This is a genomic window from Pseudomonas sp. TE3786, from assembly GCF_054057335.1.
Window position 1 is genome coordinate 152,224 of the sequence record NZ_JBSRZF010000008.1, and the last position, 12,461, is coordinate 164,684.

General features: G+C 60.3%; 15 protein-coding genes and 2 pseudogenes. 6 read left to right on the forward strand and 11 right to left on the reverse strand.

Annotated features, from left to right (window positions below):
* Nucleotides 1-83: 83 nt before the first annotated feature.
* The 4 genes and pseudogenes from ACVW0Y_RS11570 to ACVW0Y_RS11585 all read right to left on the reverse strand — a co-directional run bounded on the left by ACVW0Y_RS11570 (nucleotide 84) and on the right by ACVW0Y_RS11585 (nucleotide 2,823).
* Nucleotides 84-524, reverse strand: coding sequence for an addiction module antidote protein (locus tag ACVW0Y_RS11570; RefSeq protein ID WP_457438485.1), 441 nt, complete (start codon nucleotides 522-524; stop codon nucleotides 84-86).
* A gap of 1 nt (nucleotide 525) precedes the next feature.
* Nucleotides 526-827, reverse strand: a pseudogene (locus ACVW0Y_RS11575) (type II toxin-antitoxin system RelE/ParE family toxin).
* A 387-nt stretch (nucleotides 828-1,214) separates the two neighbouring features.
* On the reverse strand, nucleotides 1,215-2,381 hold the full coding sequence (locus ACVW0Y_RS11580) for a zinc-dependent alcohol dehydrogenase (protein WP_457438407.1): 1,167 nt from the start codon (nucleotides 2,379-2,381) through the stop codon (nucleotides 1,215-1,217).
* A gap of 85 nt (nucleotides 2,382-2,466) precedes the next feature.
* Nucleotides 2,467-2,823 (reverse strand): DUF3509 domain-containing protein, encoded by a 357-nt coding sequence (locus ACVW0Y_RS11585; protein ID WP_457438409.1) that lies wholly within the window; start codon nucleotides 2,821-2,823, stop codon nucleotides 2,467-2,469.
* A 277-nt stretch (nucleotides 2,824-3,100) separates the two neighbouring features.
* On the opposite strand from ACVW0Y_RS11585, the gene ACVW0Y_RS11590 reads away from it, so the two are divergent.
* Nucleotides 3,101-3,262: a DUF2986 domain-containing protein gene (locus tag ACVW0Y_RS11590; RefSeq protein WP_457438411.1), complete on the forward strand. Its 162-nt coding sequence runs from the start codon at nucleotides 3,101-3,103 to the stop codon at nucleotides 3,260-3,262.
* Nucleotides 3,263-3,380: 118 nt separating this feature from the next.
* Nucleotides 3,381-3,869, forward strand: coding sequence for a DUF2846 domain-containing protein (locus tag ACVW0Y_RS11595; RefSeq protein ID WP_457438413.1), 489 nt, complete (start codon nucleotides 3,381-3,383; stop codon nucleotides 3,867-3,869).
* A 12-nt stretch (nucleotides 3,870-3,881) separates the two neighbouring features.
* Here the strand turns inward: ACVW0Y_RS11595 and ACVW0Y_RS11600 are convergent, their stop codons facing one another.
* Nucleotides 3,882-4,757 (reverse strand): hypothetical protein, encoded by an 876-nt coding sequence (locus tag ACVW0Y_RS11600; RefSeq protein WP_457438414.1) that lies wholly within the window; start codon nucleotides 4,755-4,757, stop codon nucleotides 3,882-3,884.
* A gap of 224 nt (nucleotides 4,758-4,981) precedes the next feature.
* On the opposite strand from ACVW0Y_RS11600, the pseudogene ACVW0Y_RS11605 reads away from it, so the two are divergent.
* A pseudogene (locus tag ACVW0Y_RS11605) lies at nucleotides 4,982-5,167 on the forward strand (helix-turn-helix domain-containing protein); the annotation flags it as partial.
* 45 nt (nucleotides 5,168-5,212) lie between these two features.
* On the opposite strand, the gene ACVW0Y_RS11610 reads toward ACVW0Y_RS11605, so the two are convergent.
* Complete coding sequence (locus tag ACVW0Y_RS11610; RefSeq protein ID WP_457438415.1) at nucleotides 5,213-5,986, reverse strand: AraC family transcriptional regulator; 774 nt, start codon at nucleotides 5,984-5,986, stop codon at nucleotides 5,213-5,215.
* Between the two features lie 146 nt (nucleotides 5,987-6,132).
* Between ACVW0Y_RS11610 and ACVW0Y_RS11615 the strand changes: the two genes are divergently transcribed.
* Nucleotides 6,133-7,353 (forward strand): MFS transporter, encoded by a 1,221-nt coding sequence (locus tag ACVW0Y_RS11615; RefSeq protein ID WP_457438416.1) that lies wholly within the window; start codon nucleotides 6,133-6,135, stop codon nucleotides 7,351-7,353.
* 44 nt (nucleotides 7,354-7,397) lie between these two features.
* Here ACVW0Y_RS11615 and ACVW0Y_RS11620 read toward each other — a convergent pair whose 3' ends face one another.
* The 3 genes from ACVW0Y_RS11620 to ACVW0Y_RS11630 are packed head-to-tail and all read right to left on the reverse strand — an operon-like array spanning nucleotide 7,398 to nucleotide 9,185.
* Nucleotides 7,398-7,868, reverse strand: coding sequence for an Atu1372/SO_1960 family protein (locus tag ACVW0Y_RS11620; protein ID WP_457438417.1), 471 nt, complete (start codon nucleotides 7,866-7,868; stop codon nucleotides 7,398-7,400).
* Nucleotides 7,865-8,716 (reverse strand): glycine betaine ABC transporter substrate-binding protein, encoded by an 852-nt coding sequence (locus ACVW0Y_RS11625; protein ID WP_457438419.1) that lies wholly within the window; start codon nucleotides 8,714-8,716, stop codon nucleotides 7,865-7,867. Before ACVW0Y_RS11625 ends, ACVW0Y_RS11620 begins: the two co-directional genes overlap by 4 nt.
* Nucleotides 8,709-9,185 carry a VOC family protein gene (locus ACVW0Y_RS11630; protein ID WP_457438421.1) on the reverse strand — a complete coding sequence of 159 codons (477 nt, stop codon included), beginning with the start codon at nucleotides 9,183-9,185 and terminating at the stop codon, nucleotides 8,709-8,711. The genes ACVW0Y_RS11625 and ACVW0Y_RS11630 overlap by 8 nt, the downstream gene beginning before the upstream one ends.
* Here ACVW0Y_RS11630 and ACVW0Y_RS11635 point away from each other — a divergent pair.
* Nucleotides 9,162-9,542 carry a hypothetical protein gene (locus ACVW0Y_RS11635; RefSeq protein WP_457438423.1) on the forward strand — a complete coding sequence of 127 codons (381 nt, stop codon included), beginning with the start codon at nucleotides 9,162-9,164 and terminating at the stop codon, nucleotides 9,540-9,542. The genes ACVW0Y_RS11630 and ACVW0Y_RS11635 overlap by 24 nt on opposite strands.
* A gap of 33 nt (nucleotides 9,543-9,575) precedes the next feature.
* Nucleotides 9,576-10,499 carry a LysR family transcriptional regulator gene (locus tag ACVW0Y_RS11640; RefSeq protein WP_457438425.1) on the forward strand — a complete coding sequence of 308 codons (924 nt, stop codon included), beginning with the start codon at nucleotides 9,576-9,578 and terminating at the stop codon, nucleotides 10,497-10,499.
* Here the strand turns inward: ACVW0Y_RS11640 and ACVW0Y_RS11645 are convergent.
* Together ACVW0Y_RS11645 and ACVW0Y_RS11650 are read right to left on the reverse strand one after the other, a co-directional pair.
* Nucleotides 10,487-10,933 (reverse strand): GlcG/HbpS family heme-binding protein, encoded by a 447-nt coding sequence (locus ACVW0Y_RS11645; RefSeq protein ID WP_457438427.1) that lies wholly within the window; start codon nucleotides 10,931-10,933, stop codon nucleotides 10,487-10,489. The genes ACVW0Y_RS11640 and ACVW0Y_RS11645 overlap by 13 nt on opposite strands.
* A 2-nt stretch (nucleotides 10,934-10,935) precedes the next feature.
* The gene (locus tag ACVW0Y_RS11650) at nucleotides 10,936-12,285 is read right to left on the reverse strand and encodes an amidohydrolase family protein (protein ID WP_457438428.1); all 1,350 of its coding nucleotides are present in this window, start codon (nucleotides 12,283-12,285) and stop codon (nucleotides 10,936-10,938) included.
* Nucleotides 12,286-12,461: the final 176 nt, after the last annotated feature.

Below are 12,461 nucleotides of genomic sequence, written 5' to 3' on the forward strand. Positions count from 1 at the left end.
CCTTGCCGAGAGTGACCCAACGAGTGTAGCGCGTCGCCAGCCAGGAGCTTGCAAGGCGTTGTGCAAGCGTGCGCTGCGTCGTATTACTTCGCTGTGACGGGTTTTATCACTGGCGGTTTGGCCGGTGCGGCAACTTTTCGTGTAGCGGGTTTTTTGCTTGCTGCCGCCGCGTTTGGCGTCGGGGTGTTTACGGCAATCGGCTGTACGGTGAGCTCTACACCTACCGCCCGCATCAGCTTCCGGACCGTTTCAAAGCGGGTTTTTTCGCCACCTTTAAGTGATTTATACAGGCTCTCCCGATTCACTCCAGCAGCCTGGGCGACTTTGTTAACGCCCTGGGCTTTGGCGACTTCGGCGAGTGCTTTCATCAGTAGTTGCGGGTCTTGGGCCTTGATCGTTTCGGCCAGGTAAGCGCTGATGGTTTGCGGGCTGTCGAGGAAGCGCGAGGCTTCATAGAGGCTGGTGGTGGAGGTGTCCAGATCCAGGACCGGCATATCCCCAGGGTTGAATTTTTTTTCGCTCATTTCATTTACCTCGCAGGGCATCAAGGATCTCTTTCGCTCGCTTGATTGCTCTTGGCTGATCGGTTTTATCGCTTCCCCACAACAGCAGGTAAGCCGCCTGGCCGGTGCGCACAAAATAGATTCTGTAGCCTGGACCGACAAAAACACGCATTTCACTCAGGCCGTTCCCTACCGGTTCGCAATCGCCAAAGTTGCCTTGTTCGGTCGGTCCAATCGGCACAGAACCGCTGTCCTTCCCTGAACGTCCTTCACGGTGTCTAGCCATGTGTCGAACTCGGGTGTTTTGCTGAGTACGTTGAGCATAATCTCGCTTGTAGCCTATTGGCTACTTTTTTGTCTGGGCGAACTGGATACGCAAGGTTTCCACGGGCAATTGCCGCGCTATCCAGCGTTTTTAAGGGTGTTGTGTATGGATAACCGAATGCCAAAGCATCAGGGCATTCGGCTCAGGGGATGATACGACCGGGATTTCCGCTCGCCATCGTGCCGTTCTGTAGTGCACCGGGCCTGTTCCAGCGAGGCAGTGAAGGTGTTTCCGCGATATACCTGTTGAGTAAGTGCGAAAGCCACTGGCCATTTAACCCAACAAAAAGCCGACGGGAATTGGCTTATGACCAATCCCCATCGGCTTCGTCTGCCTTTGCGAGAGAACATGCCGGGTGGCTGTACGCAGCAGCGCCGAGGGCCCGCTCAGGGCCGCAGAATTACCTTGCGGCATTCATCGTCGGCTTTGTCGAAGATCTTGTAGCCTTCGGCAGCATCGGCCAGGCGCAGGCGATGGCTGATGATGATTTCCGGGTGCAGCTCGCCGGCCTGGATATGCTCAAGCAAGGTCGGCAGCAGGCCGTGGACGTGGGTTTGGCCCATCTTGAAGGTGAGGCCTTTATCAAAAGCATCGCCGAACAGAAAACCATGGATAAAGCCCGCATACACGCCGGGCACGCTGACTGTGCCGCCGCGCCGCACTGCTGCAATGCATTGACGCAGGGCCGCACCACTGCTGGCCTCCAGCTTGAGGGCGGTCAGTACGGTTTCGGTGGTGCTGCCCTTGGCTTCAAAGCCTACGGCATCGATAACCGCATCCACCCCGCGTGAGCCCAGGGTTTGCTCAATGATGGCCGCCGCTGGGTCGTCGATTTCGCTGAAGTTGATCGGAATCACGCCGTAGGTGCGCTGCGCATACTCCAGGCGGTAGGCGTGCTGGTCGACCATAAAGATCTGGTCGGCACCGAGCATATGGGCGCAGGCCGCCGCCATCAGCCCCACCGGCCCGGCACCGAAAATCGCCAGGGTGCTGCCCGGTTTCACCCCGGCATTGATCACCGCCTGGTAACCCGTGGGCAGGATGTCGGAGAGAAACAGCACACGCTCATCGTCCAGCTCATCGGGCACCTTGAAGGGCCCGACATTGGCCTTGGGCACACGCACCAGTTCCGCCTGGCCGCCGGGCAGGCCGCCATACAAATGGCTATAGCCGAATAACGCGGCACCCGAGGGAATCTGCTTTTTATTGAGGATGGCACCACGCCCGGGGTTGGTGGTTTCGCAGGCAGCCTGCAGGTTCATCTCGCAGAAAAAGCAGCTGCCACAAGCGATCACAAAGGGCACCACCACGCGGTCGCCTTTGGCGACGGCGGTAACCGCCGGGCCGACTTCCTCGACCACGCCCATAAACTCATGACCAAACACATCGCCGTGTTTCACCTGGGGAATCTTGCCGCGGTACAGATGCAGGTCCGAGCCGCAAATGGCCGTGGCGGTGACCCGCAGGATCAGGTCATCCGGCTCCTGAATCAGTGGATCTTCAACGGTATCGACTTGCACGTTATGGCTGCCGTGATAGGTCAGAGCGCGCATGGGGTGTGCCTCGTGCTAAAGGCGAAAAAAATCCCGGTGCCGTAGGCAGCCGGGCAAGTCTGTCGCTGGGAGAGTAAATCGGGGGTCAGGCCGATATCGCTGCGTTCAGTTGCGCACGCATATGAACCAAAGGGCGTTGCGACAAGCGTTTGGCTTTGGTGACATGAATCGGGCCTTCGTAGGTGGGCAGGCGCTGCCACACCCACTGGGCACCGGCACCTTTCCAGCACAGCTCGCCGGCGGCCAGTTTGATGTCGCGATGAATATCGCGCACCACGTCCTTGATCTTCGCCTCGCTGAACACCGCTTCACTGGCGATCACCTTGGTGATCTGTTGGTCGCCACGGCGCAGCGACAACAGCAGGGTGCCGTCGGGGCGTGGGGTGACGGCCACTTGCTGATCGGGGAAAGACTGAAACAGATAGTTGATGGCCAGTTGCATGGTGTCGCGCTCCTGATTCGTGGTGGGGATACACACAACAGAGCAGCGCCCGTGCCAACTCGACAGGTAAACTATTCACTTTATAAATCAATAACCTGTGTAAGGCTGATATCACCCTGGCATTTGCAATTTGCATGGTCGCAGCGTTTGCCGACGTGCAATCTGCGATACCTGAGACGGCAGGTTATGGATTGCAACCAGCCAGACGCCTACCATTCTCAGCAGCCAGGACGGAACAACGTCTGCTCGCAAAAATTGACAAGCCGAGTCCGAAACCATGAATCGCCGCAAAAAGATCAACCAGCTACTCAAGGCCCATGCGAAAAAGGCCAGCGCCAAATTGGCACCCAAGAGCAAGCCCAAATACATCTGCAAGGCTGACCGCTTGAAACTGGCGGCAGAGGCCGCTGCTGATCCGCTGGTTTCTTTGGAAAGCTGAGCTGACTCGGCGGGGTGCTGGCCGCGGGCACAGCCGCACACCCCGCAAAGTTGTACAAATACAAAACTGCGCTTAGCTGAACCTTCAACGGCCTCTCTTACCAAGGATATCCAGCCCCATGCAGCCAGCCCGTTCGCCAGCGTTGTTGTTACTCGGTAGTGTTTTTCTGTTTGCGGGGTGCAGTAGCAGCCCCGGTTATTTCGAGCCGCAGCAGCCGGACAAGGATCGCAGTCTGGTCTATCTGTACCGGCCCAAGGCCGATAACCCGGGGATGCAGCCGTTACGGCTGTCTTATCCGGATGTGCAGATCGATGGTCAAAGCGTTGGCCAATTGAAGTTCAATAGCCACTTTGCCGCGGACCTGAGTCCCGGCAAACACAAGGTGCGCATCACTGGTTTAAGCAAGGCCGCCGATTGGGAGCCGAAGGATATCGAGCAGAGCTTTTCGGTGCAGCCGGGCGAGGTTAAATACCTGAAGCTGGACGTGCGCTACAACCTCAACGAAATGAACCTCGGCCAGCCCAAGGCCAGTTACCTGATCTACCTCACCCCCATGCGTGGGGAAGATGCGGTGTATGAGATCAGGAATACCGATGCGCTGAAGTAGCCAGGTGCCGGTTCAGCCCTGTTTGGACAGTCCCTTGAATAGCCCCAAGCGTTGCCACCAATGCTTCGGCCGGGTCACGCTGTTGCCGGTGTAGCTCTTTTGCGAGTATTTGGGGAAGGGGCCGAACACTTGCTGCATGCGGTAGGAGTCCAGGCTGTAACCGGCGTCCAGAGCTTCTTGGTAGTACCGCTCGAACAGTGCCTGCAGGTCCTGGCGCGGGTGGGGCATTACGGTGCCGTCGAACCAGTGGCTGCCGCCTTCGCGTTGCAGCCGGGCGAAGGCGAGGGCGTGGGAGAACTGGGTGCCCATATCGGAGTAGTGGAGGATTTTGATCTGTTCGATCGGGGCATTCTCGCCATCGATGTTGTTGTACTGGGTGTCGAACGGCTGAATCACCTGGGGGTTTTTCTTGTAGTACTTTTTCAGCTGCTGGTGGATTTGCGCGTTGCTGCGCAGTTCTTCGATGGCGGGCAGGTGGTTGCGCGCTGCGGCGCAATCCCACATGGATACGCAAAAGCGCCATGACTGTTCGCCGCCTTTGGCCATTACTACCTTGCCGGGTTCGAACGGCGCGTTCCAGATTTCCGCCAGGTCACACAGCACCATCACATCGGTGTCCATGTAGATGGCTTTGCCCTGGTAATCGCAAAAGGCCGGAATGCCCCAGCGAAAGCCCGAGAACGGTGTGGTCCAGGCTTCGGTGCGCCAGCCTTGTTGCTGGTGTGGTGCGGAAAACCAGAAGCTCTGCGGGTCGCGGGACAGCTGCATCCAGTGGATATTCACCGGCTGCGAGCAGTGTTTGCGGATGCTGTAGTCCAGCACCATCATCTGTTCCAGGTCGCAGTCGTTGGGATCGCAGCCGACAAATACCTGAATGGTCTCCAACATCAGAAAGCGCTCCTTGCCTGTAATTTGTCGTAAGTCGCCGATGTTACCCAATCGATATGACTACTGGCCGACGTTCGTCTGCAAATTCTGCGAATTTAATCCCGGTCGGTAACTAATTAGCAAGACTGGCGAAGGATTCGGCAAATATTCCCGATCAGTAACTATTCGATTTCAAACCCGAATTTGCCGGCCACAATTACTGATCGGTAACTGTTGGGTGAGTCATGAATTCGATCAGCTCGGTACAGGACCTCGGCACGGCCGTTGCGGTAACACGCAAGCACGCCGGTATGACCCAGCGCGACTTCGCCTTGGTCGCCGGTGTAGGTAACCGCTTTATTGTGGATCTTGAGGCCGGCAAAGAAACCCTCCGTTTTGGCTTGGTGCTCCGCGTGCCAGACGCACTGGGCACCACGACGCGCCCGCTTCAGGCCCCTGACCCTGGCCAGTACCCCCTATCTGAAAAAATGACTCGGCGTGGTGCCGAACTGTTTTTTGAACATGGTGGCAAAGGCGCTGGGGCTTTCGTAGCCGAGGGCACCGGCGACGTCGATGATCCGTTCGCCCACTGCAATCCGCTCCAGGGCCAGAAGCAGACGCGCCTGCTGGCGCCATTGGCCGAAGGTCATGCCGGTGCCTTTCTGGAACAGGCGCTGGATGGTTTTCTCATCCAGGTGCAGACGCGCGCTCCAGTCGGCCAGGGTGGCGTTGTTGCCAGGGTCTTCTTGCAGGGCGGCGCAGATGCTGGCGATGCGCGGGTCCGCCGGCTGCGGCAGATGCAGGGGCAGGGTGGGGAGGATTTTCAGCTCATCCAGAATCAGGTTCATCACCCGCGCCTCCCGCGAGTTGCCGGGGTAGGGCTCGGCAATGCCGATGGAGGTCTGGATCAGTTCGCTGAGCAGCGGCGAAATGCTCACCGCTTTCGGTTCGGTGGGCAGATCGACGGCCTCATCGGGCTGCACAAAAACACTGCGCATTTTCACCACGCCAATGCAGCGGATCGCATGTTCCTGGCCGCTGGGCATCCAGATGCCGCGACTGGGCGGCACCGTCCATTGGTGCATGGCCGCGTGCACCACCATCACCCCGGCGATGGCGTAAATCAGCTGGTGCTTGTTGTGGCTATGGGGCGGGATATGCCAGTCCGCCGGGTAGTCGTTGGCGCTGCTACTGACGCGCCAGGCGGCGGCGTCGATTTCCCGCACGTGCTCTTCGATGGGTCGGAACATATTGTCTGTTTTGCGATAGTTGTTGTCTGCATTTCGCGAGACAGGCGGTTTTCTCGCCCCGTAGGATAGCGCCGACCCCCGAAATTGCCAGCGCATGGTTCTGCGCCGGCCTGCTGGGATTGTTTGCATCGCCTGGAAGCTGCCCTATGTCTATCAGTGCCACCGCTTCACCTTCGGCAACCGCCCCGTCGGTTGCGCAACACGCCAGCCCCTTGGTTATGCGCGTGATCGGCGCCTGCGCCCTGGCGCACCTGATCAACGACCTGATCCAGGCCGTGCTGCCGTCGATCTACCCGATGCTCAAGGCCAACTACGGCCTGACCTTCGCCCAGGTGGGCCTGATTACCCTGACCTTCCAGCTGACCGCATCCCTGCTACAACCCTGGGTCGGTTACCACACCGACCGCCACCCGAAACCCTGGCTGCTGCCGGTGGGCTCGCTGTGCACGCTGGTGGGCATTTTGCTGCTGGCCTTTGTCGGCAGCTTTCCGGCCATTCTGTTGGCCTCGGGGCTGGTGGGTATTGGTTCGTCGACCTTTCACCCGGAAGCCTCGCGCATTGCCCGGCTGGCCTCGGGCGGTCGTTACGGCCTGGCGCAGTCGACCTTTCAGGTTGGCGGCAATGCCGGCACGGCGTTTGGCCCGCTGCTCGCGGCGGCTATCGTGATTCCGTATGGCCAAGGCCATGTGGCCTGGTTCGGGGTGTTCGCGACGCTGTCCATTGGTGTGCTGTACGGGCTGAGCCGCTGGTACCGTAACCACCTCAACCTGTTCAAGCTCAAGCAGGGCGGCGTGGCTACCCATGGTCTGTCGAAACAGCGGGTGGTCGGCGCGCTGGTGGTATTGGCGCTGCTGGTGTTTTCCAAGTACTTCTATATGTCGAGCCTGACCAGCTACTTCACTTTTTTTCTGATCGAGAAATTCGCCATCTCAGTGACCAGCTCGCAGCTGTACCTGTTTCTGTTCCTCGGTGCGGTAGCGGCCGGCACCTTCTTCGGCGGGCCGATTGGCGACCGCATCGGGCGCAAGAAAGTGATCTGGTTTTCCATCCTTGGCGCGGCACCGTTCACCCTGGCGTTGCCCTATGTCGATCTGTTCTGGACCAGCGTACTGAGCGTGATCATCGGCTTTATCCTGGCCTCGGCATTTTCGGCCATCGTGGTCTACGCCCAGGAACTGGTGCCTGGTAACGTCGGCATGATCGCCGGGGTGTTCTTCGGTCTGATGTTCGGCTTTGGCGGTATTGGCGGTGCGCTGCTGGGCTACCTGGCGGATATTCACGGCATTGAATATGTGTTCCGCCTTTGCGCATTCCTGCCATTGCTGGGAATTCTGACGGTGCTGTTGCCGTCCACCAAAGGGGTTTGATTGCTCGGCCAGGGATGACCCTGGCCGTGTTTGCAGGGCGGCATTCAGCCCGCTTCGAGTTCGGCAAACAGGTACACCAGGCAAAAACCATCCATGGGCATCACCGGATTGGTCCAGATCATCCGCGTGTGCCGTCCACGCTCGGCGAATATTTCTACGATCAGCTCAGATGCGCCATCCAGTGCTTTGGGGTGATCGTAGAAATCCTCCGCAACATTCAGCACACCTTCCAGGCGATATATCTGCCTCACTCGCGTCAGGTCGCCGAGGGCATCCTGAAGTTGCGCGATGGCATTCAACGCCGCCAGCCGGCAAGCCGCATAGCCTTGTTCAAGGGTCAGATCACGGCCAAGACGGCCACGGTACTGCAGTTGCCCGTCAACCCAGGGAAATTGCCCGGAAGTCATTACGGTGTTGCCGACAATAGTCCAAGGCACGTAGCTGCCTAACGCTGGCGCTGGTTTCGGCAGGGTCAAACCGGCACTTAGCAAACGCTCTGCGGGGGTGCTGTTCATGGCGTGCTCCTGACTTGCATAGCGAGTGGCGCAAACCATTGGGCGAGCGCCTCAGGCTGTTGGCACAGCCAGTCATGCGCCGCCTGGTCAGGGGTTTTTTCGCCACGATTGATGGCGTAATCCAGCTCGGCAACGATGGCATTGGACAGGCGGATGTTGGCCAGCACCTGAACCTGTTCCGGGCCCAGCAAGGCCAAGCGATCTTCACGCGCGAGCAGCACTGCGCGATCCACACCGCCGAGCAACATTCTCGGGTCTTGCAGCTCGCGGATAGCATATTGGTGGTGGAGAAATTGTGGCTGCCACAGCGGCACTACCCCCCACTCGCCGGTAATCACCAGGCGCTCGAATGCGGCCCAGCAATCCATTTCAGTGCCGGTGTGAAAGGTGTAGCCAGCCGCCCCTAGCCCATACTCCTGCATGATCCGCTGGGAAAAACGGCTGATGCCGGCACCAGCGCCGATGCCTTGAGTGCGGCACTGCATGCGAGCCAGAACGGCCGGTTCAAGCAGGTCCTGAATGGATTGCACAGCGGCTGCCGGGACATGCTCAGGCACCCCCCACAGTGCGTAAGGTTGATAGTGCAGCCCCAGTTCGCGGGTGGCGACCGTCTTTTCCACTGACGCCTGGTAAATCCCATGACTATGGGGCAACCAGGCCGAGGCCAGCATGTCGATGGTGCCGGCGCGCAGTTGGGCGAAATTCTCCTCATGCAAGGCATAACTGCGCTGAACCACAAACCCCATGCGTTGCAGCACCTCGGTCACCACGGCAGCCGTGGCCCGGTGAAAAGAAAGATCGGTAACGCCCAGGCGCAGGATGGGAAAATGCTGGCGTTGCTCATTCATGGTCCGACTCCCAGTGCTCAAGCACTTCCAGGGGCGGCATGGCCAGCCCTACGATTCGGTCGTCCCGCGAGTAGGGGAAAATCATCTCGACGGTGATGCCGTTGGGGTCTTCGAGAAACAATTGATGTTCGCCGACTTCGGGGATTACCCGCTCTCGAAAGCTGATTTGCTGGGCCACCAGATGGCCTTGCATTTCTGCCAGGCCCTGGCAGCGCAGGGAGATATGGTCAATGGAACCGCTTCCATGCTCAGTGGCTTTGCTCCCGAGATACGCCTCCAGTTCAGCGCGCTCGGGAGTCTGGGCGACGATATGCAGAATCGGTTTGCCCCCGGCGTACAGCCAGTGCCCCGGAAAGCGAAAAGCGGGGCGCGGGCCGGTTTGCAAGCCGACTACTTCGATGAAAAAGGCGGCCGTTTCATCCCATTGCTCGGTTCGGATGGTGAAGTGATCGAGGCGCTGGATATTCATATCGGGCGCTCCAGGTTACTTGCGGTGTTACCCGCGCAATGCCTTGGCAGGCGGATCAGCACGGCGCGGGCGGCACTTGCGTTGCCGGCGGCCGCTGCACGCACAGAGGTGTTCCACGACTGCGCCAGCAGGTTGTGGGCGCAGCAGTGTAAATGGCGAAGGAAAAAGAGCGACATGGCGGCGTTTCCAGTGGCTGTATGGAAACGCGATGCTGCTGCTTTTCTGCAGGCCGAAGAACCCGCGCCGCTAACAAGCACCTTCGTCAAAACGTTGAAAATTTACCTGATCGATGTATGGCCAATGCAGATACCAGCCAGCGCGGATCGCGATTGGTCATGCCCATTGCCCAGGACTTAGGGTCAGCTACCGCCCGTATCTATGAGCCGCTCCATGCGTTACCGCCGCCTCGACCTCAATTTGTTGATTGCCCTGGATGCCTTGCTGAGCGAGTGCAGCGTCACCCGCGCCGCCGAGCGCTTGTGCCTGGGGCAGTCGGCCACCAGTTCGGCACTGGGCCGTTTGCGTGAGCATTTCAATGACCCGCTGTTGGTGCAGGTCGGCCGTAGTTTGCAGCCGACCACCTTGGGCCTGGCGCTCTTGCCCAAGGTGCGCGAGGCCCTGGCGCTGACCCGGGAAATTACTGATGCGCCGGTGTCGTTCGATCCCGCCCAGTGTGACCGGCGCTTTACCCTGGTGGCTTCCGATTACATCGCCGCCTTGCTGTTGCCGGCCGTCAGCCGCGAGCTGGCCCGCGTGGCACCGCAGGTGCGGCTGAGCCTGCGCGACCTGCCGATGCCGCGCGATGGTGATGTGGTCAGTGAAGCCCTGGATTATCGACGCAGCGATTGTGTGGTGGTGCCGCAACGCCGGCTGAATCCGGCTTACCCCCACCAGCCGTTGTTGACCGATCAGCTCTGCTGCCTGGTCAGCGCCGACCAGGCGGCTTACGCCGAGGGCCTGAGTCTGGCCGCCTATGCGGATGCCGAACATGTGGTGCGTGAGTTTGCCGATGGCCGTCACCTGGCGCTGGACGCCGCCCACCTGGAGGAGCTGGGCATAACCCGGCGGGTAGCGGTGGCGTTGGAGAGTTTCGCCTTGATGCCAGACTTCATCGTCGGCACCGCGCGGGTGGCAACCCTGTTCCGGCGGCAGGCCGAGCTGTTGGCGCGGCGCTATCCGCTGCGGGTGGTAGCTGCGCCACTGGCGTTTCCGCCGGCGGCGCAGGTGGTGCAGTGGCACCCGTATCAGGACCGGGATCCGGCCCTGAACTGGTTTCGTCAGCTGCTGCAAACGCAGGCGGCTCAGCTGGCTTGAGCGTCGCCGGTGTCGGCCTGCAAGCCAGCGGCGGCAATCGCTAGCAGGGCGCAGCGTTCATCATTGTCCGAGGTGTCGCCACTCAGGCCGATGGCCCCCAGTAGCTGACCATTGGCCGCCCGAATCAACACCCCGCCAGCGACCGGAATCACTTCGCCGCCGGTCAGGCTATTGATCGCGTCGAAAAATGCCGGCATGGCCTGGGCCCGGCGTGCCAGTTCTCGCCCACCAAAACCCATGCCCAGACAACCCCGGGCCTTGCCGGTGGCAATTTGCGGGCGGAGAAAACTCGCCTGCTCATCGCGCAGCACCGCCAGCGGGTGACCGGCGCTGTCGAGCACCGCCGCGGCCATGGGTTTGAGCCCCAGCTCGCGGGCCGATTGCAGGGCGACGCTGGCGATTTGCGCGGCGGTGCTAAAGGTCAGTGTTTGCATATTCATACGCTCCATTTGCCCAGTTCGGCGACGCGCTCGCGGGTGTAGAGATCGGTCCACTTCAGCGAATTGAAGTCCGATACCTGCTTCGGGTTATAGGGGCTGCGTTCCATGCGCACGGCCTGGCCGGCCTTGTATACCGCCTTGAGTTTGCGGCGGTCTTGCAGCACGCGGATGTCCTCCAGCGGCGAGCCATCGAGCAGCAGGAAGTCCGCCTGCTTGCCCACTTCCAGGGTGCCGAGGGTTTCGCCCCTGGGCATGCAGCGTGCGCCGACGTTGGTGGCGGCAAACAAGGCTTCGGCCGGGGTAAAACCGAGGCGGGTCACCAGCAGTTCCAGCTCGCGTGCATGCCATTCGCCGTAAGGGGTTACCGCAAAGCCGCTGTCGCTGCCGCAGGCGAAGGGAATACCGGCGGCCTTGGCGCGTTTCAGTACCTGGCTGCCGACTTCCAGGGTGCGCGCGCAGTAACCGGCATAGCCGGTGCTGATGGCCGGGTCATGGGGTTGGCAGAAGTCCACGGTGTTCTGTGGGAAGGTCATGGTCGGAGCCAGAATGCTGCCGGCGTCCAGCAGTGCCTCGATACAGGCGTCGTCCATATAAAAGGCGTGGAAGACCAGGTCGACGCCAGCCTTGGCCGCATACATCACCGCTTCGCGGCCATAGGCGTGGGTGGCCACTTTGCAGCCCAGGCGATGGGCTTCATCGACCATCTCCTTGGTTTCGTCGGCGGTGAAGGCGGCGATGATTTCGCCATTCGGGCGACGGTGAGTGCCGTCCATGGCGATCTTGATCAGATCAACGCCATCCTTGGCCTGCTTGCGCACTTCAGCCAACGCTTCGCTGCGGCTGGTCACCAGGCGCGCGGTGAAATATTCCGGGGCACCAACGCGGCTGGGAAACCAGTCGTTGAGGCTTTGCCGATTGGTGATCACCCGGCTGCTGGCCGCGATGCGCGGACCATCGAACAGGCCGGCGGCAATCGAGTTGCGCACCGCGATGCTCAGTTGGCCGCTGTCGCCGGGACAGACCATGCTGGTCACGCCCGCCGCCAATACATGCTGGGCGAAGAACAGGCCACGCAAGGCGCGGAATTCGTCGCTGGTCCAGATATCGATATCTTCTTCGCTTTGCGCATTGCCAAAGGCGAGGTGGGTGTGGACGTCCACCAGACCGGGCATCACAAAGTTGTCGCCCGCATCGACCACCTGGGCACCAGGCTGGGGAGTAGGGGCATTGCTGCGCGGGCCGACGTAACTCAACAGGCCGTTTTCCACCACCAGGGTTTGTTGCTGGCGAGTGCTCAGGCCGGTGCCATCGAACAGGGTTTGGCAGTGCAGATGCAGGGTGCTCATAACGGTTGGGTCGCTGTAGTTATGGTTGTGCTGGCAGGCTGCCGAACCCCGCTTGCCCGCACCAACAGATTGCATCGATGGCCAGCCATTGATGACTTCAATACCTGCTGTAGCCCAATGGCCATGCGGTAATGGCGGAAGAGAAGAAGAGGGCACCGAGGTATCGCAAGTGGCGA